The 21,933-nt window shown below is 60.7% G+C and carries 18 protein-coding genes and 2 pseudogenes; 8 read left to right on the top strand and 12 right to left on the bottom strand.

What is annotated here, in order from left to right:
• The first annotated feature begins 19 nt into the window (after nt 1–19).
• From ggt to M5B43_RS27330, 3 genes and pseudogenes are all read left to right on the top strand, one after another.
• Nucleotides 20–1,849, top strand: coding sequence for a gamma-glutamyltransferase (gene ggt, locus M5B43_RS05030; RefSeq protein ID WP_248749048.1), 1,830 nt, complete (start codon nt 20–22; stop codon nt 1,847–1,849).
• Nucleotides 1,850–1,876: 27 nt separating this feature from the next.
• Entirely contained in the window at nt 1,877–2,602 is a 726-nt protein-coding gene (locus M5B43_RS05035) for a polyphenol oxidase family protein (protein WP_248749049.1), read from the top strand.
• Between the two features lie 92 nt (nt 2,603–2,694).
• Nucleotides 2,695–2,784, top strand: a pseudogene (locus M5B43_RS27330) (transcriptional regulator); the annotation flags it as partial.
• Between the two features lie 26 nt (nt 2,785–2,810).
• Here M5B43_RS27330 and ddlA read toward each other — a convergent pair.
• Both ddlA and M5B43_RS27220 read right to left on the bottom strand, forming a co-directional pair.
• Nucleotides 2,811–3,905, bottom strand: coding sequence for a D-alanine--D-alanine ligase (gene ddlA / locus M5B43_RS05040; protein ID WP_248749050.1), 1,095 nt, complete (start codon nt 3,903–3,905; stop codon nt 2,811–2,813).
• 9 nt (nt 3,906–3,914) lie between these two features.
• Nucleotides 3,915–4,046 carry a hypothetical protein gene (locus tag M5B43_RS27220; protein ID WP_283099358.1) on the bottom strand — a complete coding sequence of 44 codons (132 nt, stop codon included), beginning with the start codon at nt 4,044–4,046 and terminating at the stop codon, nt 3,915–3,917.
• Between the two features lie 136 nt (nt 4,047–4,182).
• On the opposite strand from M5B43_RS27220, the gene M5B43_RS05045 reads away from it, so the two are divergent.
• The gene (locus tag M5B43_RS05045; protein ID WP_248749051.1) at nt 4,183–4,992 is read left to right on the top strand and encodes an AraC family transcriptional regulator; all 810 of its coding nucleotides are present in this window, start codon (nt 4,183–4,185) and stop codon (nt 4,990–4,992) included.
• A 260-nt stretch (nt 4,993–5,252) separates the two neighbouring features.
• Here M5B43_RS05045 and M5B43_RS05050 read toward each other — a convergent pair whose 3' ends face one another.
• The 3 genes from M5B43_RS05050 to M5B43_RS05060 form a co-directional block, all read right to left on the bottom strand.
• Nucleotides 5,253–5,828, bottom strand: a complete 576-nt coding sequence (locus M5B43_RS05050; protein WP_248749052.1) for a flavin reductase family protein — start codon at nt 5,826–5,828, stop codon at nt 5,253–5,255.
• Between the two features lie 60 nt (nt 5,829–5,888).
• Nucleotides 5,889–7,205 carry a PAS domain-containing methyl-accepting chemotaxis protein gene (locus tag M5B43_RS05055; protein WP_248749053.1) on the bottom strand — a complete coding sequence of 439 codons (1,317 nt, stop codon included), beginning with the start codon at nt 7,203–7,205 and terminating at the stop codon, nt 5,889–5,891.
• A gap of 96 nt (nt 7,206–7,301) precedes the next feature.
• Entirely contained in the window at nt 7,302–7,634 is a 333-nt protein-coding gene (locus tag M5B43_RS05060; protein ID WP_248749054.1) for a DUF2790 domain-containing protein, read from the bottom strand.
• 192 nt (nt 7,635–7,826) lie between these two features.
• Between M5B43_RS05060 and M5B43_RS05065 the strand changes: the two are divergent.
• The 3 genes and pseudogenes from M5B43_RS05065 to M5B43_RS05075 form a co-directional block, all read left to right on the top strand.
• Nucleotides 7,827–8,198, top strand: a pseudogene (locus M5B43_RS05065) (OprD family outer membrane porin); the annotation flags it as partial.
• Between the two features lie 366 nt (nt 8,199–8,564).
• The gene (locus M5B43_RS05070; RefSeq protein ID WP_248749055.1) at nt 8,565–9,239 is read left to right on the top strand and encodes a heavy metal response regulator transcription factor; all 675 of its coding nucleotides are present in this window, start codon (nt 8,565–8,567) and stop codon (nt 9,237–9,239) included.
• On the top strand, nt 9,236–10,690 hold the full coding sequence (locus tag M5B43_RS05075) for a heavy metal sensor histidine kinase (protein WP_248749056.1): 1,455 nt from the start codon (nt 9,236–9,238) through the stop codon (nt 10,688–10,690). Before M5B43_RS05070 ends, M5B43_RS05075 begins: the two co-directional genes overlap by 4 nt.
• Nucleotides 10,691–10,742: 52 nt before the next feature.
• Here the strand turns inward: M5B43_RS05075 and M5B43_RS05080 are convergent, their stop codons facing one another.
• The 4 genes from M5B43_RS05080 to M5B43_RS05095 form a co-directional block, all read right to left on the bottom strand.
• Nucleotides 10,743–13,889: a CusA/CzcA family heavy metal efflux RND transporter gene (locus tag M5B43_RS05080; protein WP_248749057.1), complete on the bottom strand. Its 3,147-nt coding sequence runs from the start codon at nt 13,887–13,889 to the stop codon at nt 10,743–10,745.
• Between the two features lie 18 nt (nt 13,890–13,907).
• Nucleotides 13,908–15,011 carry an efflux RND transporter periplasmic adaptor subunit gene (locus M5B43_RS05085; RefSeq protein ID WP_248749058.1) on the bottom strand — a complete coding sequence of 368 codons (1,104 nt, stop codon included), beginning with the start codon at nt 15,009–15,011 and terminating at the stop codon, nt 13,908–13,910.
• 19 nt (nt 15,012–15,030) lie between these two features.
• Complete coding sequence (locus M5B43_RS05090; RefSeq protein WP_248749059.1) at nt 15,031–16,251, bottom strand: TolC family protein; 1,221 nt, start codon at nt 16,249–16,251, stop codon at nt 15,031–15,033.
• Between the two features lie 109 nt (nt 16,252–16,360).
• On the bottom strand, nt 16,361–17,266 hold the full coding sequence (locus M5B43_RS05095) for a cation diffusion facilitator family transporter (RefSeq protein ID WP_248749060.1): 906 nt from the start codon (nt 17,264–17,266) through the stop codon (nt 16,361–16,363).
• Nucleotides 17,267–17,482: 216 nt separating this feature from the next.
• Here M5B43_RS05095 and M5B43_RS05100 point away from each other — a divergent pair, with 216 nt between their 5' ends.
• A complete protein-coding gene (locus tag M5B43_RS05100; protein ID WP_248749061.1) occupies nt 17,483–18,853 on the top strand; it encodes a gluconate:H+ symporter in 1,371 nt (456 codons plus the stop codon).
• Between the two features lie 39 nt (nt 18,854–18,892).
• Here the strand turns inward: M5B43_RS05100 and M5B43_RS05105 are convergent, their stop codons facing one another.
• The 3 genes from M5B43_RS05105 to M5B43_RS05115 form a co-directional block, all read right to left on the bottom strand.
• A complete protein-coding gene (locus tag M5B43_RS05105) occupies nt 18,893–19,390 on the bottom strand; it encodes a DUF4411 family protein (protein WP_248749062.1) in 498 nt (165 codons plus the stop codon).
• Entirely contained in the window at nt 19,387–20,523 is a 1,137-nt protein-coding gene (locus M5B43_RS05110; RefSeq protein WP_248749063.1) for an XRE family transcriptional regulator, read from the bottom strand. The genes M5B43_RS05105 and M5B43_RS05110 overlap by 4 nt, the downstream gene beginning before the upstream one ends.
• A gap of 70 nt (nt 20,524–20,593) precedes the next feature.
• Nucleotides 20,594–21,898 carry an MFS transporter gene (locus M5B43_RS05115; RefSeq protein ID WP_248749064.1) on the bottom strand — a complete coding sequence of 435 codons (1,305 nt, stop codon included), beginning with the start codon at nt 21,896–21,898 and terminating at the stop codon, nt 20,594–20,596.
• Between the last annotated feature and the right edge of the window lie 35 nt (nt 21,899–21,933).

Raw genomic sequence — 21,933 nt, forward strand, 5'->3', positions numbered from 1 at the left:
ACAACAGATCATTCACAAAATGAACGGAGTTCAGCGCGTGTTTTCAACTTCCCGCCGTCAGCTATCGATAATTGTCGCGGCTCTGGTCCTTTCGGCCTGCCATACCCCCGTCACCGAACAACCACCGGCACCAGAGCTGGGCTCGGGCTATCGCACCGACCTTACCACCCGCCATGCCGAACGCCATATGGCCGCCGCCGCCAACCCGCTGGCAGCCGAAGCCGGGCGTGAGATGTTGCGCCAAGGCGGTTCGGCCATCGATGCGGCAATTGCCATGCAAGCAGTGTTGACGCTGGTGGAACCGCAGTCTTCCGGTATTGGCGGCGGCGCGTTCATCATGGTGTGGGACGGAAACCGCGTGCATGCATACGACGGCCGCGAAACCGCGCCGACCGGAGCGACTGAACGGTTGTTCCTCAAGGCCGACGGCACGCCGATGGCGTTCACGGATGCGCAGATCGGCGGGCGTTCAGTGGGCACGCCGGGTGTGTTGCGGGCCTTGGAAATGGCGCACAAAAAGAGCGGCCATCTGCAATGGGCCAAGCTGTTCGAGCCGGCGATTCGCCTGGCGGAGCAGGGTTTCGCGATTTCTCCACGCTTGCACAGCCTGATCGCAGCGGATCGTTTTATCCCGCAATCGCCGGAAATGGCGGCCTACTTCCTGAATACCGATGGCTCGCCGAAAGCCGCCGGCACCCTGCTGAAAAACCCGGCGTTGGCGAAGGTGTTCAAACGCATTGCCAAGGAAGGACCGGACGCGCTGTACCACGGCCCGATTGCCGATGAAATCGCGCGCAAGGTCCAGGGCCACCCTAACCCAGGTAGCCTGTCGCAAACGGACCTGCTGGGCTACACCGCCAAGGAACGTTCCCCCCTGTGCACCGACTACAAACAATGGAAGGTCTGCGGCATGCCACCGCCCTCATCGGGCGGGATTGCGGTCGCGCAGATCCTGGGGACGTTGCAGGCGCTGGAAGCCCGTGACCCGCGCTTGGCCATCGCCCCCATGACACCGGTCAAGAGCACCTCGCCTGCCGGGCTTGAGCCAACGCCCGAGGCGGTGCACTTGATCGCCGAAGCCGGACGCCTGGCCTTTGCCGACCGCGCGCTGTATGTGGCCGATGCGGACTTCACACCGGTCCCGGTAGCCGGTCTCGTCGCGCCGAACTACCTGGCCCAACGCGCCGCGCTGATCGGTGAGCGCAGCATGGGCATCGCCAAGCCGGGCCAACCCGCGGGTATCCAGGTAGCGTACGCGCCGGATCGCTCGCCACTGCGCATTTCCACCTCGCAAGTAGTTGCAATGGATGACGTGGGCGGCGCCGTGTCGATGACCACCACGGTGGAAGCGGCATTCGGCTCCCATGTGATGGTGCAGGGCTTTTTGCTCAACAACCAGATGACTGACTTCTCGTTCATCCCCGAAGAAAACGGCCAGCCGGTCGCCAACCGCGTGCAACCCGGCAAGCGCCCGCGCTCGGCCATGGCTCCGACCTTGGTGTTCGACCGCAAGAGTGGCGAGTTACTGGCAACCGTCGGCTCGCCGGGCGGTTCGCAGATCATCGAGTACGTGAGCAAATCCCTGGTGGCCATGCTCGACTGGAAGCTCGACCCACAAGCCGCCATCAGCCTGCCCAATTTTGGTAGCCGCAACGGCGCTACCGAACTCGAGCAAGGACTGTTCAGCCCAGTGCTGAAACAGGCGCTCAAGGACAAAGGTCATGCCCTGAACGAGATTGATATGACCAGTGGTATCCAGGCCATTGTTCGCACGCGCAACGCTCAAGGTAAGGTTGTTCTGAGCGGCGGCGCAGACCCTCGGCGCGAAGGCGAAGCGCTAGGCGACTAAGGTGCTCTAATCAACGGAGAAATCGCGGTGCACAAGGCAAATATTCTCGACGCCCTACCCGGCGTCGATCATGGTTTTTGTTCGATTGACGACCCGCTGCGTCCCGATGAGGTGTTCATCTGCAAGCAGGTGCACAGCGCATCGGTGATTGAATGGCAAGCGGGTCAAGTGGCCAACACCGTTGAGGCGGATGGCGTATTCAGCCAGGCCCGGCATCCCATTGCAGTCATTACGGCCGATTGCTTGCCCATCCTGATCGCCGCCCAAAACGGCGCGCACGTGGCGGCGATTCATGGCGGCTGGAAGGGGCTGCAACGCGGGATTATCAAGAATGCCGTGCAGCGCTTTGTCGACGATGGCGTGGCTGTGGACCAGCTACGGGTTGCGATTGGGCCGTCGATCAAACCGTGCTGCTATGAAGTGAGTGAGACATTTATCGCCGAGTTCCAGGCAGATCAAGGGCACGTGTGGCAGGGCAGCCAGGCCCCATGGCAGGTAGAGCAACCCACGCCGTTGCTGCCAGCGCAGATTGCACCACCCCATGCCAGGCAAGCGAGAAGCGCCTGGTTTGACTTGAGCGGGTATGGGCTGATGTTGCTGCAGGCCGCGGGGGTCAAGCGCGAGCACATCGAGGTGAGCGAGGTGTGCACCTACTGCACATCGCCGGCGTTCGCCAGCTACCGCAGGAGGACGCATCACCCGGAGGAACCGAGGACACTGATCTATTCATGGATTGCTCGTACTAACAAGTGAGATACCGCCTACAGCCTGCTTTCGCAATCCCGCCCCATACCTCCTAATCGCACCGTGCCATGTCACTATTTGCGATAAAAAGAGCCTTGAGTCGGCGCTTTCTCTCCGGAGCAGCGCGCTCGCTACTGCATATTGCAGCAGTAAGACCCGACGTTTTTCGTGAAGTGCTCAGTAACGCCTGATGGCGTTACTGAGCGTCGGCCGACAGCTATCGACTGACCTTCAACCCCTTGCGCCCCGCATGCCGCTCCAGTGCCAGTTCAATCAACCGGCTCACCAGTTCGCTGTAGCTCATACCTGCCGCCTGCCACAGCTTGGGGTACATGCTGATACGCGTAAATCCAGGCAGTGAGTTGATTTCATTGATCAGCACTTCACCTTCGTCGGTGAGGAACACGTCGACCCGCGCCAACCCTGCGCAGCCCAACACCTCGAACGCCTCAATGGCCAGGCGGCGAATGCGCTCGCTGGCTTCATGACTGATAGCCGCCGGCACCACGACTTGGGCCGCGTGATCGTCGATGTATTTGCTGTCGTAGGAGTAGAAGCCACTGCTCACCAGGATCTCGCCACAACCGCTGGCGATAGGGTTCTCGTTGCCCAGTACCGCGCATTCGATTTCACGGCCTTGGACGGCGGACTCCACCAGCACTTTTTCATCAAATCCCAGGGCCAGTTCAACGGCAGCGTGGTACTCGGCTTCGCTGTCGACTTTGCTCACACCGACAGACGAACCTTGGTTGGCCGGTTTGACGAACATCGGCAAGCCGAGCTTGTTCACGGCCATCTCAAAGGAGGTTCGAGCCGCGTTGCCACGGGTCAGGGTAATGAACGGCGTGACGGCAATGCCGGCGTCACGCAGCAGGCGTTTGCTGATGTCCTTGTCCATGCACACAGCCGAACCGAGCACGTCGGAGCCGACGAATGGCAAGTCAGCCATGCGCAACAAGCCTTGCAGGCAACCGTCCTCGCCCAGGGTGCCGTGGACGATGGGGAAGATCACGTCGATATGTTCCCGCAGGCCCTGGCCGGACGTCTCCACCACTTGCTGGCTGGCCTTGCCAGGCACCACCGCCAGCTCGCGGTTGGATTGGTTGAGGGCAATCAGCGCCGGGTTTTCCTGGTTGAGCAGGAAGTTCGAGGTGTCGTTGAGGTGCCAGTGACCGGCCTTGTCGATACCGATCAGGATGGGTTCGAAGCGTGAACGGTCGAGTGCATCCACGATATTGCGCGCCGATTGCAGCGAGACTTCATGCTCGGCCGAACGCCCGCCAAAAATAATACCTACCCGCACCTTGCTCATGACCCTGCCTCACTGTTGAAAATAAGGCTTCTTACCATGGGCGGTCAGCGATTCGCTACCAGATGTGCACCGAACAACAGGTAGCAACAGCAGCCCCAGCGACACCAAGGGCGCCAGGTAGGCCAAGTCGAAAAGATCCATGGGGCGGCTCCCTCCGGGCACTGTACGAGCCAGGATCATAGGCCGCGCCCGACGCCTGCACAATCGTACAAGACCCCAGCAGACAACCGGTGCAGACTCAGTTAACGTGTTTCCACCTATTTCTGTGACAGTCACCATGGGCCAACTCACTTCTCCCCTCGATTGGCTGCATCGCGCCCCGCACGCCAGCGGCCTGGACCGTATCGAAGCCTACTTTGCCGGTTTTGCGTTCGACCCACATCGCCACGACACCTACGCCATCGGCCGAACGTTGTTCGGCGTGCAGAGTTATCACTACCGGGGTTGCATGACCCACAGCTTGCCCGGTACGACCATGGTGATTCACCCCGATGAATCCCATGATGGCCGTGCCAGCAGCGTAGAAGGTTTCAAGTACCGCATGATTTATGTAGAGCCGGCGCTGATCCAGCAGATTCTCGGCGGCCGGCCGCTGCCGTTTATCCAGAACGGCCTATCCACTGACCCGCGACTGTTCCGCGCCAGCGAAGTATTGCTGCAAAGCCTGGACTGCCCGATTGATCCGATGCAGGAACAGGACGCGCTGTACGACCTGGCGCAAGCGCTGAGCGCTGCGTCCGGCGCTATCGTCAGCCGCAAATCCTTCGATTACCTCGCCGCTGAGCGTGCGCGGGAATTCATCCACAGCGCGCTCGGCCGCAGCATCACCCTGGATGAAATGGCCGACCACGCCGGCCGCGACCGCTGGGCGTTGTCGCGGGATTTTCGTTTGTTGTTCGGCACCAGCCCCTACCGCTACCTGACCATGCGTCGGCTGGACCTGGTGCGCCACCTGCTGGCTCAGGGCCAATCGTTGGTGGACGCAGCACTGACCGCCGGTTTCACCGACCAAAGCCATATGACAAGGCAATTTCGCAGCACCTACGGCATGCCGCCATCGCGTTGGGTGAAGATGCTCGGGCGCTGATCGCGGGATTGGAATGCATTCAAAATGTGCTGGACCTTCGGGCGCGCTGGTTTTCCTATTGACCGGTCTGCTAACCCGCGCACAGCTGCCACCTTGCGTTTAGCAGCTTCGACGGTAAGTTGTGTAGATCCCTATGCTCATCGGGGGCAAGCCCCCTCCCACATTTGGATCGGTGTGAATCAGTGAGATCTCACTCTGCTGTTGACCTTAGTCGCCCCGTTAAACCACGCTGGCCGCACACTGAGCCTGGGCAGTAGGGGTCAGAGCTGGCGCCCGACAATCGGCTGGCCGATGCTCAGGAAATTCCCACCCGCCACATGGTGCAGGGTGCGCAGTTCATCATGGCCGTCGAAATGCCAGCGGCCTTCGCTGAATACGCGTTCATCGGCATAGGCCGCGACCACTTCGCCCAGGAACAGGTCATAAGCCTGCTGGTTATGAGGCTCTGGCAGCAGCCGGCATTCCAGCCACGCCACGCAGCCTTCCAGCAAGGGGGCTTCGCAATGTTCGCCGCTGAAAACGTGCAGCCCGTAGGCGGCGAATTTGTCGGTTTCAGCGCCGGTGGTATTGCCCACGGTCTGCACCAGATCGGCCTGCGCCACGCAAGGTACCTGCAGCACGAAGGTGCCGGCGGCTTCCAGCAGTTGGCGGGTCCAGGTGGCCTTGTCGAGCACCACCGCGACTTTCGGCGGCTCGAAATCCAACGGCATGGCCCAGGCAGCTGCCATGATATTGCGCTGGCCGTTGTGGGCTGCGCTGACCAACACGGTCGGCCCGTGGTTGAGCAAGCGGTAGGCTTTGGACAAAGGGACGGGGCGGCAGTGAATAGGGCTCATGGAGGGTCGGCTCTTCAAGCTAGAAAAAACCTACGATACCTCAAGCATGAGCCCGGTGGGTCAGCTCGACAGCTGGCTGGCGAACTGCCCGACTGCGCTGACGACTTTTTGCGCGCCGTCCTGGATTTCCACGATCACCGTACCCGCCTCGGCCGCCAGGGCCAGACCTTGTTCGGCCTGCAAGCGACCGTCCGTCATCAGGGCGACTGCGTCGCGGGCCATGTCCTGGTTCTGGCGCACCACACCGACGATTTCCTCGGTGGCTTTGCTGGTCCGCGACGCCAATTGGCGCACCTCATCGGCGACCACCGCAAAACCTCGGCCTTGCTCACCCGCACGCGCCGCTTCAATCGCCGCGTTGAGCGCCAGCAAGTTGGTCTGCTCGGCAATGCCGCTGATGGTCTTGACGATGGTACCAATCACTTGGGATTGGGCATTCAGCGCCTCGATGCCTTCGCCGGCCTGCTGCATGTGCTGGGCCAAATCACGCATCACATCCACGGCCTGGGTCACTACGGTAGTCCCGCGCTGGGCGCTGCTATCGGTTTGCAGGGACGTGCTGTAGGCGATGTTGGCCGCCTCCGCCACTGCCTGTTCCCGGTTGACCTGGTCGGTGATGACGGTGGCGAACTTGACCACTTTGTACAGCCGCTCATTGGCATCCAGCACGGGGTTGTAAGTGGCTTCCAGCCACACCACACGGCCATGGCTGTCCACACGTTTGAACCGCGCCGCCACAAACTCCCCCGCATTCAAACGCTTCCAGAAATTCTGGTACTCAGGGTTGTTGTACTCCTCCGGCTCGCAGAACATACGATGATGTTTGCCCTGGATCTGCGCCAGGCTGTAACCCATACCGGTGAGGAAGCGGTCATTGGCCGTGATCACATGCCCGTCCAGGTCGAATTCGATCACCGCCGTGGAGCGCACCAGCGCGGTGATCAGGTTTTCATGTTCGCGCGAACTCTCGATGGTTCGGGTGAGGTCGCTGGAATAGATCGAAAAATGCTTGATACGCCCATCCGAACTGCGCACCGGCTGCACGATTGAACGCAGCCACGCCTCCTTGCCATTGCCACGCATCAGGCGCACGGTGCCGGCGAAATGTTCACCACGCGCCAACGCATGTTTGAAGCGCAGCTGGTATTCGTCCTGGCGCACGTGGGCCGGCACTAGGTCTTCGATTTGGCGGCCCAGGATGTTGCTCGCCTGGTAGGCCAGTTCCTGCAGGAAGTTGGCATTCGCCCACTCCACCCGACCTTCGGCATCCAGCGTCAGGCACAGCATCTCGCTTTCCAGGCTTTCCTTGACCTGTAGCAGGCTCGACAATTCTTCGCGAAGAGCGGACAGCTCCTGCTTCAGGCGGGTATTGAACATAGGGCACCGATGGGCAAAGGGTCGGGGTACTCTCACTTGCATCGGCGCTGTCGGCGTTTTCTGAAGAGGGGTTTAGCCCTGGATCCAACTATATTTTTAACCCCCATTGTTTCGGCACACGCCCATCACTTGATACTCCAGGGTATTGAGCTTGCCACTGGAGTCTTCGTAGGTCATGCGCGACGGCACGACGTTGCACGAACGCACCGGCGGCGTCACGTTGACCACCTTGGCAATGTCCAGCTTCATGCCGTAGCGGTAAGCCTGCACCTCGGGCACAGGCCGGCCTTGTGTGACCGCGTAATCGGCCATGGCCTTTTCATTACGCTCCATCATCAGGGCAAAGGTACGATCCCCACCGCCTTCCGCCAACGCACCGAATGACAAGATTGCGGTTAATACACCCACGCCAATTTTATAAATGCTCATTACAAGTTCCTCGACTGAAAAGTTCAGTGTCGAGATTAACCAACCCACCCTGACGCGATGTTCACCAGAACATTACTTATTTGTTAGGTCGCCGTGAGCTTCCAGAATTGTAATCTTCACGCCATGAACTCGTTATCCGCGGTTTGCAACTATCAGTCCGGGCCAGATCAATAAAAACGCCCACTTCCATAATTTTACTTCAACCGCGATGATCGCAAGGGCCAGTCCAGCCCGACCGGCAACGGCTACTCCGAAGCCTGGCCGCAAGGGTTGATGAGCAAATTCGAATCCGGCTTCACCCAAGGCACAGTGGGGTTCGGCCTGGACGCGTTCGCCCTGTACGGCCTTGAACTCGACTCAGGCACCGGCCGCAGCGGCGGCCAGGGCTCATGCGGCGTACTGTCGGTGGACAGCGGCAATCACCCCGAAAGCGGCATGAACAACGGCTTTGCAACGTTTTATGCGGGCAAGGTCGACTCGCCTCGGATCGGCTATTTCGGCGGTGACTACACCGTCAATCAACCCCTCAGTGTCAGCCTGTACGGCAGCCGTTTGAAGGACGCCTGATTGCTGAATATCCGCGGGTGATGCTCTGAGCATTACATTCGTTCGCGCTTAACTAACATCTGTTCACAAATACACCGTTATCAAAATTGTAATATTGGCCTCAGCTTCTCGTTAAGTGGCACTTCCTATACTCGCTTCACCTTTTCACCGAGCACATTCATCTCTGAAGCGTTTGTGTAGCTCCTTTGGAAAGAGATGAATTTTTAACGCCCCACTGGGGCGTTTTTTTTGCGCTCGGCGTTATGCGGCCGATGGTCGCAGTTGACCCTGAAGTGACTTCACGGTTCAGACTTTTCCTACTCCCCCGACAACACCCGCCATAAGGAAATGGCCCCCTTCTCTCTCCGTAAAAGGTAACCCCCCATGCGTATCCTTGTGGTTGAGGACGAGCAAAAAACCGCTGACTACCTGCAGCAGGGCCTGAATGAAAGCGGCTACGTGGTCGACTGCGCGGCCAATGGCATCGATGGCCTGCACCTGGCCGGGCAGCACGCCTATGAACTGGTGATCCTCGACGTCAACTTGCCCGGCAAGGATGGCTGGGAAGTGCTGGAGCAAGTGCGCCGCAACGGTACCCAACGGGTCATGATGCTGACCGCGCGCGGCCGCCTGGCCGACAAGATCAAGGGCCTGGATATGGGCGCCGACGATTACCTGGTCAAACCCTTCGAGTTTCCTGAGCTGCTGGCACGGGTGCGCACCCTGTTGCGGCGCAGCGAACACATCCCGCAGCCGGAAGTGTTCCGTGTGTCGGACCTGGAACTGGACCCGCGCCGCCATCGTGCCTATCGCGGCACTCGGCGTATCGACCTGACGACCAAGGAGTTCGCCCTGCTGCAGGTGCTGATGCGCCAGGCCGGCGAAGTACTGACGCGAACGCAGATTATTTCCCTGGTGTGGGACATGAATTTCGACTGCGACACCAACGTGGTGGAAGTCTCCATCAGCCGCCTGCGGGCCAAGGTGGATGACCAGAGTGAGGTCAAGCTGATCCACACTATTCGCGGCGTGGGCTACGTGCTGGAGGCGCGCCCATGAAGCCCGGCAGCCTGTCGATGCGCCTGGGGTTGACCGTCAGCTTGATGGGCGCGGGCCTGGTGTTGCTGCTGGCCACCCTGGCCTACCTGGCCCTCACCCACGAGCTGGAAAAACTGGCGCGCAAGGGTCTGGAAAGCAAGATGGAACAGATCCAGCACAGCCTGGCCCTGGGCCTGGACGCCCAGGCCATCCGCGCGCGCCCGCATTCGCTGATGGACCTGGTCATCGGCCACGACAATTTCTACCTGACCATCGTCGGCACCGCGCCCGATAGCACGGTGTTGCTGAACATCGGCGCCAAGCCCCAGGAACCGTTGTTGACCGACTTCACGCCCCGGGAAACCCTCGGCTATCTCAACTGGACCGACAGCTACGGCAACCAGGTGCTCAGTGCCTCCAGCCTGATGCGCCTGGCCAGCGGCGAGCGCGTCCGGGTGCTGCTGTCCCTGGACCGCATGGACGACCAGGCGCTGCTCAGTGCCTACCTGCGTGCCACGCTGATTGCGTTGCCGCTGCTGCTGATATTGATCGGCATGGGCGCCTGGTGGTTGGTGCAACGCGGCTTGGCGCCGTTGAAGCAATTCAGCCAGGTGGCGGCGAAAGTCACCACCCAGGACCTGACGCATCGCTTGTCTGTCGACAACTTGCCCCACGAGCTTGGCGAACTGGCGCAAGGCTTCAATGTGATGCTTCACCGCCTGGATGCCGGGGTGCAGCAACTCTCGCAATTCTCCGATGACCTTGCCCACGAATTACGCGCGCCCCTGACCAACCTGATGGGCAAGGCCCAGGTCACCCTGTCGCGCCAGCGCCCTCCCGAAGAGTACAAGGCGGTGCTGGAATCCAACACCGAAGAGCTCGAACGCCTGGGTCGTATCGTCAGCGATATGCTGTTTCTCGCCCAGGTCAGCCACCCGGCGGCGCGGGCTTCGTTTGCTCAAGTGTCGCTGGCAGATGAAGCACATCGGGTCATGGAACTGTTTGCCTTGAGTGCCGAAGACAAGCACGTCACCCTGAGCCTGCGCGGCGATGCCTGGGTGACCGGCGATCGCCTGATGATCCAGCGGGCCATTTCCAATTTGCTCTCCAATGCAATTCGCCACACGCCTGCGGCCTCAACCGTGTTACTGCTGGTGGAGACCTACGACCAGAGCGTGTCGCTGTCGGTGGGTAACCCCGGCCGCGGTATCGAGGCGCACCACCTGCCGCACCTGTTCGAGCGCTTCTACCGCGCCGACAGCAGCCGCACCCGCGCCGAGGGTGGCACGGGGTTGGGACTAGCCATCGTGAAATCGATCATGCACCTGCACCAAGGACACACTCATGTCACCAGCCAGCCTGGGCGTTTCACACGGTTTAGCCTGGTGTTTCCTTTGCAGACAACAGAGATCTCATGTGGGAGGGGGCTTGCCCCCGATGGCAGTGTGTCAGTCAACACATGTATCAACTGACCTGTCGCTATCGGGAGCAAGCCCCCCCATTGGTTTTGTGGCGCATTCAAGATTATGACTCGGCCTCTTCTTCACGGCGATGAGCCCACTGATACAACGCCGGCAATACCAGCAATGTCAGCAACGTCGAAGAAATAATCCCGCCGATCACCACCGTCGCCAGCGGGCGTTGCACTTCGGCGCCGGTGCCGGTGGCGAGCGCCATGGGGATAAACCCGAGGGACGCCACCAGTGCGGTCATCAACACCGGCCGCAGGCGAGTCAGTGCGCCTTCGTGGATCGCCACCGATAACGAGCGGCCCTCTTCGCGCAGGTTACGTATGAAGGCGATCATCACCAGGCCGTTCAGCACCGCCACACCGGACAACGCGATAAAACCCACCCCCGCCGAAATCGACAACGCAATATCCCGCAGCCACAGCGCCATGATCCCACCGGTCAGCGCGAACGGAATGCCGGTAAACACCAGCAAGCCGTCCTTGAGGTTGTTGAACATCATGAACAGCAACCCGAACACCAGCAGCAACGCTACCGGCACCACGATACGCAAGCGCTCCGAAGCTTCCTTCAACTGTTCGAACTGACCGCCCCAGGTGGTCCAGTAGCCGGCAGGCACTTTCACCCAAGCGTTGATGGCACCTTCGGCCTCTTCGACAAACGAACCGATATCGCGCCCGCGCACGTTAGCGCTGACGATCACCAGGCGCTTGCCGTTCTCGCGACTGATCTGGTTAGGCCCCAGCACCAGGTCCAGGCTGGCGACCTGGGACAAGGCGATAAAGCCCAACTGCCCCGCCGCATTACTGGCCTGTGCCGGTACCGGAATCAACAGCCGTGACAAGCCTTCGATATCGGTGCGCAGCGCGTCGGACAAACGTACGACCATGTCGAAGCGCCGATCACCTTCGTACAAGGTACCGGCCTGGCGCCCACCGACGGCGACGGCAATGGTGTCCTGCACATCGCCCACATTCAGGCCAAAACGCGCGGCCTTGTCGCGGTCAATATTGATGGTCAGCACCGGCAGGCCGGAGGTCTGCTCCACTTTCACTTCCGAGGCACCGCTGAGCTTTTGCAAGGTCTCGGCGATCTCTGCGGCAGTCTTGTTGAGCACCGCCATGTCATCGCCAAACACCTTCACTGCCACATCACTGCGCACGCCGGAAATCAGTTCGTTGAAGCGCAGCTGGATCGGCTGCGACAGCTCGTAGACGCTGCCCGGCACAATCGCGCTGGCGCGCTGGATGTCGGCAATGATCGCCTCGCGGGACTTCTTCGGGTCCGGCCATTGATCCTTGGGCTTGAGCATCACGTAGCTGTCGGAAATATTCGGTGGCATCGGGTCGGAGGCGATTTCCGCGGTGCCGGTACGCGCGAAGACCCGCTCGATTTCAGGCACGTGGGCCATCAAGGTTTTTTCCAGTTGCTGCTGCATCTGCACCGATTGGGTCAGGCTGGTACCGGGCACGCGCAATGCCTGTTGGGCAAAGTCGCCTTCGCTGAGGCTGGGGATAAATTCGCTGCCCATACGGCTTGCGACCGCGCCCGATACGACGATGGTCAGCAGCGCCAGGCCGAATACCAGCGGCCGGCGGGTCATCACCCAATTGAGCACCGGGTCATACACCCGACGCGCGCTGCGCATGACAAAATTTTCTTCTTCCTTGACCTTGCCGGTGACGAACAGCGCAATCGCGGCCGGCACGAAGGTCACCGACAGGAGCATCGCACCCAGCAAGGCGATGACCACCGTGAAGGCCATGGGGTGGAACATCTTCCCGGCCACCCCGGTGAGGGCGAAGATCGGCAGGTACACCACCATGATGATCAGTTGCCCGAAAATCAGCGCCCGTCGCGCTTCCTTGGCAGCAGCAAACACTTCGTGCAGGCGCTCACTGCGCGTCAACAGACGGCCGTGCCGGTGCTGCGCATGAGCCAGACGACGAATAGCGTTCTCGACGATCACCACCGCGCCGTCCACGATAATGCCGAAGTCCAACGCGCCCAGGCTCATGAGGTTAGCGCTGACCTTGTTGGTGAACATGCCGGTGAAGGTGAAGAGCATCGCCAGGGGAATCACCATCGCGGTGATCAGCGCCGCACGGATGTTGCCCAGAAACAGGAACAACACCGCGACCACCAGCAGCGCGCCTTCGAAGAGGTTCTTCTTCACGGTGGCAATGGCTTTTTCCACCAGGTTGGTGCGGTCATAGACGGTGGCGGCCACCACCCCTTCGGGCAACGAACGGTTGATCTCCTCGAGCTTTTTCGCCACGGCCTGGGACACGGTGCGACTGTTCTCACCGATCAACATGAACACGGTACCCAGCACCACTTCACGGCCATTTTCGGTGGCGGCGCCGGTACGCAACTCGCGACCGATCTCGACCTGGGCCACATTGCGCACGCGGATCGGCGTGCCGTCCGAGGTGGTGATGACAATGTTGGCGATATCGTCGATAGACGCCACTTGCCCCGGCGCACGGATCAACAACTGTTCGCCGCTGCGCTCGATATAACCGGCACCGACGTTGGCGTTGTTGCGCTCCAGCGCCGTGACCAAATCATTCAACGTCAGGTTGTAGGCCGCCAGGCGCTTGGGGTCGGGGGCGATCTGGTATTCCTTGGCGAACCCGCCAATCGTATTGATCTCAGCCACTCCCGGCACGTTGCGCAGCTGCGGTTTGATGATCCAGTCCTGAATCACCCGCAAGTCGGTCGGCGTATAGGGCGAGCCATCGTCCTTGAGTGCGCCGTCTTTGGCTTCCACGGTCCACAGGAAAATCTCGCCCAGGCCGGTGGAAATCGGTCCCATGGCGGTTTCGATGCCCTGCGGCAATTGCTCGCGAGCCACTTGCAGGCGCTCGTTGACCAGTTGGCGGGCGAAGAACAGGTCGGTGCCGTCCTTGAAGATCACCGTGACCTGGGACAGGCCGGAGCGCGACAACGAACGCGTCTGTTGTAAACCCGGTAAACCCGCCATGGCGGTCTCGATGGGAAAGGTGATGCGTTGCTCGGTTTCCAGCGGCGAAAACCCGGCCGCCGCCGAGTTGATCTGCACCTGCACGTTGGTGATATCGGGTACCGCGTCGATGGGCAGTTTCTGATAGCTGGCAATGCCGACACCGGCCATCAGCAGCACCGCCAGCAGCACGATGATGCGCTGCTCAATGGCGAATTGGATAAGGCGCTCAAACATGGGGGATCACTCGCAAGATCAATGGGCGTGTTCGGCCGAGCCTTTGCCCAGTTCGGACTTGAGGATGAAGCTGCCAACCGTCGCTACCTGCTCACCGGCCTCCAGGCCCTGGCGTACTTCGACGTAGCCGTTTTCACTCACGCCCAGTTCAAGGTGGCGGGTGATGAAACCGCCCGGGGTGCGCACGAACACCGAGGGTTTGTCCTCGACGGTCTGGATCGCGGCCTGTGGCACGCTGACCTTGGCCTGGTAGGTGTCGGTGGCGACTTGTACAGCCACAAACAAGCCAGGGCGCCAGGCGTCGTCGGGGTTGGGCACCGTCACGCGGACGGTGGCGGTGCGCGTCTGCTCACCCAGCAAATTGCCCACATAGGCCACGGTCCCCTGCACTTCGGTGCCCATTTCCGTGGAGCTGACTTTCACCGGCTTGCCCACGCGAACCGTGTTCAAGTCCTTGGGATACACGCCGAACGTGACCCACACCTGGGATAAGTCCGAGAGGGTGAAGGCATTGCTGGATTCACTGACCACCTCGCCCACACCCAGGTGTTTTTCCACCACCACACCGGCGAACGGCGCACGCAATTCATAGCGGTTGCCACCGGCCAACACGGCGCTGCCACTGAGGGCGGTCATCTTTTGCCGGGCGTTGTTCAGGGCGATTTCGGCTTCTTGCAGGGTCTGGCGCGCCAGCAAGTAATCCTGCTCGGCGGAGATTTTGTCCTGCCACAACTGACGCTCGCGCTGGAAGGTGGTGCGCGCCAGCTCGACCCGACGCTGGCTGGCCGCCAACTCGCTGCGTTGATCGGAAATCTGCTGACTGGCGATCACGGCCAACAGCTCTCCCTTTTTTACCGACTGGCCGAGGTTGACCTGCACCGACTCCACAACGCCTGCCGCACGGGGCACGATGTGCGAGGTACGGTCTTCATCAAAACGCACCTCTGCCGGTAGCGTCAGCACGGTGCTGATCGACCGGGGCTGAGCCTGGGCGAGTTGAATGCCGGCGGCCTGGATCTGCTGTTCGGTCAGTTCGAGCGTGCCTTCTTCCTCGGCATTTGCGAAGCCGGACAGCATCAGGCCCAAGGCGACGGCGAGCGCCATGCCATGTTTTTTGTTCATCAGGAGACTCCAGGAAAAATCAAAACCGGGCGAGGTCGCCGTAAATTCGTTCGATGCGTACCCAGGCGTCGGTGGCCTGGGCGGTTGCCGCGAGGTATTGGGTGCGGGCAGCGATCAACGTGCGTTGGGCGTCGAGCACATCGAGGAAATTGAACTTGCCCATCTCGAAGCCACGGGTGGCGCTGTCGACCGCACTTTGTGCGGCGGGCAGGATCTGCTGGTTGAATGCGCGCACTTCGGTATTGGCCGTTTGCCACAGGTCCAGGGCCTGGCGGGTTTCGGTGCGCAAGCGCAGTTCGGCAGCGTTGCGCAGGTCGCGGGCCTGGTCGGCGCGGCGGCTGGCGGCAAGTACATTGCCCTGGTTACGGTTGAACAACGGGATCGGCATCGACACGCCCACCACATTCACCCGCTCACGCACACTGGCGTCGTACTGGCTCCCGATGGACACATCCAGGTCGGGAATGCGCTGGGCTTTTTCCAGGTTCAGGCTGGCTTCGTTCTGTATGATTTGCAGCTCGGCCAAACGTAATTCAGCGGTTTGTTCAAGGCGTGACAGCAGTTGCCCAGAGCCCGGCAAGGGCGGTGTTGATTGGCCGGGCGCAACCACCGCCTGAAAGTCGGGGGCAGCACTGCCGGTGCTGGCAGCCAGGCGCCGATAGGCATCGGTCAAGCCGATTTGTGCACGGTTCAACTCCAGGCGAATCTCGGATAACTGCACTTGCGCGCGGGTAGCTTCCACCGGTGACGACTTGCCGGCGGTGACGCGCCCGTTGGCGACCACCAGGCCGCGCTCGGCCAACGCCAGCGAGCGCTGTGCCAGGTCGAGGCGCTCCTGGGCACGCAGCGCAGCGTAATAGCTGTCGATCACATCAGCACGCAAGCCGTTGCGACGCTGTTCCAAGGTCAGTGCAGCAGCGTCCTGGGCTCGCGTGGCCACGTCAATGCGCGCACCGCGCTTGCCGCCCAGCTCCAGGGTTTGGCTGAGCTTGAGGGTAGTGGTACGCGAGTTGCGGCGAGTGTCTTCGGCATCCCAGGAAACGACCGGGTTGGGGATCAAGCCGGACTGCTGGCGCCCGCCCTGGGCGATGTCGATTTCCCATTGCGCGGCGGCCAGGTCCGGGTTGTTGGCAAACGCGTTTTGCAAGGCCGCATCGAGGGTAAGGGTTTGTGCCTGGGCGGTGCTTGCGGCTACCCACAACGCCGCCGCCCCCAACAGTGTTCTAACGGAAATTGCCATAACGAAAGTTCCACGCCCATGAAGTCGCTGAGGTTTCCCAGCGGGGGCAATGTAGCTTTCAGTACTTATCAGAGCCGTGGGTAGGAGATTACAAATCCGTTAGCCGGTCTCAGGCATGCACCTCGTCGTGGTCGTCGTGACGAAAGCCGTCGCCCTCGACCTGGAGGGTGGCGTGGGAAATCTCGAATTGCTCATGCAGTAATTCCGTCACGCCACTGAGGATCTGTTGCTCGGTACCCTGGGATGCATCTGCGACCAAATGAGCACTGAGCACGTTCTTACCGCTGGTGAGAGCCCAGATATGCAGGTCGTGCACGTCCTTGACCCCAGGCACACTGCGAATGCCTTGTTCCACCTGGTCGATATCAATGCCGTCCGGCACGCCTTGCAGCAGCACGTTCATGCTTTCCTTGAGCAGCGTCCAGGTGCGCGGCAGTACCCAGAAGCCGATAGCCGCCGCGACCACGGAGTCGACCCACCCCCAGCCGGTGAACATGATCACTACCGCCGCGATGATCACGCCGATGGAGCCGAGCATGTCGCTCCAGACTTCCAGGTAGGCGCCCTTCACATTCAGGCTTTCACCACTGGCCGCGCTGAGCAGGCGCATCGAGATCAGGTTGACGATCAGCCCCAGCACCGCAATCACCAGCATCCCGGTGGACTGAATCTCGGCAGGCGCCTGCAGCCGCTGATAAGCCTCGTACAAAATGTAGAACGCCACGGCAAATAGCAGCAGCGCGTTGAAGGCCGCCGCGAGAATCTCGAAGCGCGCATAACCGAAGGTGCGCTTGCGATCCGCCGGGCGTTTTGCGACTTGGATAGCCACCAGGGAAATCGCCAGGGCCAGGGCGTCGGTCATCATGTGGGCGGCGTCCGACAACAGCGCCAGGCTACCGGTGACAAAGGCACCTATGACTTCGGCAATCATGAAGCTGCCGGTCAGCCCCAGGGCGATCCATAATTTGCGTTCGTGGCCGGCACGTACTTGGGCGTGGCTATGTCCTGCGCTCATGCGATGTCCTCAAGGGGTGTAATCCTCTGATCATAGAGCGATAGGCCGGATCCACCGGCATAGATTGCAAACTTGTCATCCGTGCGCCAGCTCGCCGTTACGTCCAGCGCACCAAAATCGCACACGGGCGCTCTGGAACACTTCTATCAGGTATGCTTTTCGCGCAGGAAACAAAAAGAAACATATTAGCCAACCTGTTCGATAAGGAGTCCCGTTTTGGAGTTATCGACTGCCGCGTGGATGGTGCACGACACCCGCCTCATGTTCTGCGTTCTACTGGCGATTGCCAGCATCATCGTGCTGATCAGTGCGACCAAATTGCCGCCGTTCCTGTCGATCCTGATCGGCACTTTCATTGCGGGCGTCGGCGCTGGTTTGCCGCCGGAGGAAGTGGCCAAGGCGTTCAGCAAAGGCGCCGGGGCGATCCTCGGTGAAGCGGGGATCATCATTGCCCTGGGCTCAATGCTCGGCGCACTGATGGCAGAGTCCGGCGCGGCCGACCGTATTGCCACCACCTTGCTCGGCCTGGGCAAGGGCAAGTCATTGCCCTGGGTGATGGCGTTGGTGGCCATGGTGATTGGCCTGCCGTTGTTCTTCGAAGTGGGCCTGGTGATGATGGTGCCGATCATCTTCGTGATGGCCAAGCGCTCGAACCAGCCGTTGCTGAAAATCGCCATCCCGGCGCTGGCGGGCATGACCACCCTGCACGCACTGATGCCGCCGCACCCAGGGCCGCTGATTGCGGTGGGTGCATTGCACGCCGACCTGGGCCTGACCATGCTGCTGGGCTTTTGCCTGGCGGTGCCGGCAGTGATCCTGGCCGGGCCGCTCTACGGCAACTGGCTGTCCAAGCGCCTGCACGTGGATGAGCCGGCCGACATCGGCGCGCTGTTCAGCGCACCGCCCAAGGCGCCACGCCAGCCAAGCTTTGGCGTGTCATTGCTGATCATTCTGTTGCCGGTGATTCTGATGCTCGGCAGCACCTTGGCCAAAGTCGCGCTGGCACCGGAAAGCGCGTTGGGCCTGACCTTGAAATTCCTCGGTGAGCCGCTGATCGCCCTCGGCCTGGCGGTCATCGCCGCAGTCGTCTGCCTGGGCTGGGCCGCCGGCATGCCGCGCGCCGACGTCGGTAACACCCTGCGCAAGGCCCTCGCGCCCATCGCCGTGCTGCTGCTGACCATCGGCGCCGGCGGCGGCCTCAAGCAAACCCTGCTGGACGCCGGCGTCAGCCAGACCATCAGTAAAGTTGCCGAAGGCGCGCACATGCCCTACCTGTTACTCGCCTGGTTGATCGCCGTAGCGCTGCGCCAGGCGACCGGCTCGGCGACCGTCGCCACCACCACGACGGCGGGCATCCTCGCACCGATGATGGCCGGGTTGGCCGCGACACAGAGCTCACTGGTTGCGCTGGCGATTGGTGCAGGCTCGGTGTTCTTCTGCCACGTCAACGACGCCGGGTTCTGGATGGTACGTGAGTATTTTGGCTTGCAACTGAAACAGACGATTTGGGTGTGGTCGGTGTTGCAGACCATTGTTTCAGTGGTTGGGCTGGTGGGGACGTTGTTGCTCTGGCACTTCTTGACCTAAAGATGCCGTATCGAGGGGAGGCTTTCTTCCCCTCGCTTATCAGTGATGCAAAACGAAACGCGCTTCGAGCTTACCGAGCAACTCAAAAGTGTTCATGTAGGGGACACCAAACAATGAGCACACATTGGGAATGGTGTATTTGCGCTTGATGTCAGGGTTATAGACCTCATGCGTGACAACCACGGCGTCTGTCGTCATAGCCTTCGCTATCAGCCAAGCATCTGCGCCCTCAAGAAACTCTTCCAAAGCACCCACCTTCATCACCGGCACCTGCTCGACAATTCTTGAGACGATATCCCCAAAAGCCGCCTGAGTCTGTTGATCACTCGAGTCTTCAAACAGGCTGGCATTACCCCTCACCCATTGTGTCAACTCGTCGTTACCTCTGGCTAGTTCGTCCCTGACTGGAACAATACTGGCAATTTCCAAGGCTTGATGCTGTTGAAGTATCCAGGCCCAATAGCCTGGGCAAATTGTCATTGCGTAATACCGGTTTTTGGCCTCGATCAGTGTATTCGAATCCAATAGATGTTTCATGCCGATAGCTTCATCCCATAAGTCTTCAACTTGGCTGGCTGCACACCCAGCAGTTTTCCCGCGTCTCGTAACAAAATCCGCCCACTGTGCGCTTCTGCAAGAACCGCCCTGCTCAACCGGGTGCTGTTCCTGATAGCCGCTGTGCGGTAGTAATCCCCTCCACTACCCTCTTTATCTCGATACTCCTGCAAGACGCGACGGTAGTAAGCGCCGTATTGATCATTAGTGATGTAGCCAAGATCACGGGCACGACGGGCAATCACCAATGTGCTGACACGAAAGCGTCCAGCCACGGGGCCCAGGTTTTCTTCCCAGTGAATATCCGAATCCCAGTGCGCTCGAAAAACAAGTTCCGGCGCCAGAAACTCTCCCGCCACCGCATTGCAAAAGGCCTCCTCCTGACGGGCGCTTTGACTGCTGCCATCAGACACGCCCGTGCTGCCAATCCAGATATGCGCTAGCTCATGCATCAATGTAAAAAGGCGTGCCGTGGGTGCGTCCGCACTGTTGATGAAGACCACAGGGGCCATAGGGTTGCTGATCGCAAATCCTCGGAACTCACTGACATCAAGTTTCCTGTGGGTATTGCCCAAGGCAACACCACTGCGCATGACGAGAATTCCCGCCTCTTCCGCACCATTCACCAAAGCCCTCACGTAGTCTTCATAACCCATTCGAGCAAAAGCATCCGTCACGCCAAGTACGCGACGAATATCTGCAACCACATCTTTGATGGGCGAACGGATATTGAAACTTCCTACGAAGGACAGGGGGGAGCCCTCGTGATCCTGCAAGTACTCCAAGTACCAGTCTTGCTTACGGAGCACGTCTCTCACTGTGTCCATCAGGTTCAAGCTGGGCTTGTCTGGAAAAACGCCACCCACGGTCCGCAGGTCTGGAAGAGGGAGATGCTCGGGCGGAGGAGTCCTGAGAAAGAGATAGCCAAAAGGGATGTGCACAATGGCAGCCCACTTTTGCGCCTGGTTGAAGGAAGGAAGGCTCTGGCCACCTTCCCACTCCTTCAGCCTTTCCAATTTGACCATGAGGCCTTTGGCAACCTGCGCCTCAGACAGCCCCGCCCGCTGGCGAGACCAGGACAGGATTACAGGGTTGATATAGGCGGTCTGAGTCATGGAGGTAGATGCAGTCAACAGGAATGGACGTGACTATAGGAGCGACCTCCCTACCCGTCAATTAATGGCCCTAGGTGCCATTTGTAACTGCGTCTACCGCGTGGCGCTTGCCAAACAGCGCCACACTCGCCACCCCCACCGCGCCCATCACCACGCAATAGCCCACGCAAATCCAAGGGCGGGTGGGCATCAGTGCAATCAACAGCAACGGTGTGGTACTCGCCCATAGCGCATAGGCAATGTTGTAGGTGAAGGAGATCCCCGACACTCGCACCTGCGCCGGGAACAACCCGACCATCACCGATGGCACCGCGCCCACGACCCCGCAACTCAAGCCCGCCACGGCATACGCCGCACCCAGCCACACGCCGCCGGCAATCAGGCTGGCGTATAACACCGCAACGCCCATCGGTAGCAACAGGCTGTAGACCAGCACCGCGCGCCAGGCGCCGATGCGGTCCACCAGCAGGCCGGCCAGTACGCAGCCGACATTCAGGAAGACGATGCCCAAGGCGCTCAGGGCGAAGGTGTGGCTGGGGCTCATGGCAAAGGTTTTTTGCATCATGGTCGGGGTGATCACCACCAGCACCACCACGGCCGAGGTGAGCACGCAGGTGAGGATCATCGCCGGTAGCAAGACGGCGCGATGGTCGCGCAACACGGTGCGCAGTGGCAGTTCGGCGGCGGCCTGGCGGCGCGCCTGCATTTCGAGGAAGACCGGGGTTTCGCTGAGCCAGCGGCGCAGCCACACGCCGATCACACCGAACACGCCGCCGAGCAGGAAGGGGAAGCGCCAGGCGTAGTCGAGGATTTCGGCGGGGGTGAAGACTTGCGCCAGCAAGGTGGCCGTCAGTGCACCCAGCAGATAGCCGAACGTCAGGCCGGCTTGCAGAAAGCCCAAGGCATAGCCACGGTGGTGGCGTGGTGCGTGCTCAGCGACGAAGGTCCAGGCGCTGGGCACTTCGCCGCCTACCGCTGCGCCTTGCAGCACACGTAGGGCCAGCAGGATCAGCGGGGCGAAATAGCCGATTTGCGCGTAGGTCGGCATGCTGCCGATCAGCAGGCAGGGCAAGGCCATCATCAGGATGCTCAGGCTGAACACACGCTTGCGCCCCAGGTGATCGGCAAAGTGCGCCATCAGGATGCCGCCCAGCGGGCGCGCGAGGTAGCCGGTGACGAAGATGCCGAAGCTTTGCAGCAGGCGCAGCCACTCGGGCATTTCAGGGGGGAAGAACAGTTGGCTGAGGGTCAGCGCGAAGAACACGAAGATAATGAAGTCGTAGATTTCCAGGGCCCCACCGAGGGCGGCCAGGCCCAGGGTTTTGTAGTCGGAGCGGGAAAAACGCTGCGCCCGTGGGGGAAAGGTGGCAGTCATGTGCAGGCTCGGCAGACAAACAAAATGGCGTGCAG

Source organism: Pseudomonas sp. MWU15-20650 (assembly GCF_023242475.1).
In the GTDB taxonomy this organism is placed as follows: domain Bacteria; phylum Pseudomonadota; class Gammaproteobacteria; order Pseudomonadales; family Pseudomonadaceae; genus Aquipseudomonas.

Bases quoted from the DNA above. Each gene is read 5' to 3' on its own strand.
- ggt (WP_248749048.1), top strand. From the start codon at position 20: ATGAACGGAGTTCAGCGCGTGTTTTCAACTTCCCGCCGTCAGCTATCG.
- ddlA (WP_248749050.1), bottom strand. From the start codon at position 3,905: ATGAGCAAGGTGCGGGTAGGTATTATTTTTGGCGGGCGTTCGGCCGAG.
- M5B43_RS27220 (WP_283099358.1), bottom strand. From the start codon at position 4,046: ATGGATCTTTTCGACTTGGCCTACCTGGCGCCCTTGGTGTCGCTGGGG.
- M5B43_RS05045 (WP_248749051.1), top strand. From the start codon at position 4,183: ATGGGCCAACTCACTTCTCCCCTCGATTGGCTGCATCGCGCCCCGCAC.
- M5B43_RS05050 (WP_248749052.1), bottom strand. From the start codon at position 5,828: ATGAGCCCTATTCACTGCCGCCCCGTCCCTTTGTCCAAAGCCTACCGC.
- M5B43_RS05055 (WP_248749053.1), bottom strand. From the start codon at position 7,205: ATGTTCAATACCCGCCTGAAGCAGGAGCTGTCCGCTCTTCGCGAAGAA.
- M5B43_RS05060 (WP_248749054.1), bottom strand. From the start codon at position 7,634: ATGAGCATTTATAAAATTGGCGTGGGTGTATTAACCGCAATCTTGTCA.
- M5B43_RS05070 (WP_248749055.1), top strand. From the start codon at position 8,565: ATGCGTATCCTTGTGGTTGAGGACGAGCAAAAAACCGCTGACTACCTG.
- M5B43_RS05075 (WP_248749056.1), top strand. From the start codon at position 9,236: ATGAAGCCCGGCAGCCTGTCGATGCGCCTGGGGTTGACCGTCAGCTTG.
- M5B43_RS05080 (WP_248749057.1), bottom strand. From the start codon at position 13,889: ATGTTTGAGCGCCTTATCCAATTCGCCATTGAGCAGCGCATCATCGTG.
- M5B43_RS05085 (WP_248749058.1), bottom strand. From the start codon at position 15,011: ATGAACAAAAAACATGGCATGGCGCTCGCCGTCGCCTTGGGCCTGATG.
- M5B43_RS05090 (WP_248749059.1), bottom strand. From the start codon at position 16,251: ATGGCAATTTCCGTTAGAACACTGTTGGGGGCGGCGGCGTTGTGGGTA.
- M5B43_RS05095 (WP_248749060.1), bottom strand. From the start codon at position 17,266: ATGAGCGCAGGACATAGCCACGCCCAAGTACGTGCCGGCCACGAACGC.
- M5B43_RS05105 (WP_248749062.1), bottom strand. From the start codon at position 19,390: ATGAAACATCTATTGGATTCGAATACACTGATCGAGGCCAAAAACCGG.
- M5B43_RS05110 (WP_248749063.1), bottom strand. From the start codon at position 20,523: ATGACTCAGACCGCCTATATCAACCCTGTAATCCTGTCCTGGTCTCGC.
- M5B43_RS05115 (WP_248749064.1), bottom strand. From the start codon at position 21,898: ATGACTGCCACCTTTCCCCCACGGGCGCAGCGTTTTTCCCGCTCCGAC.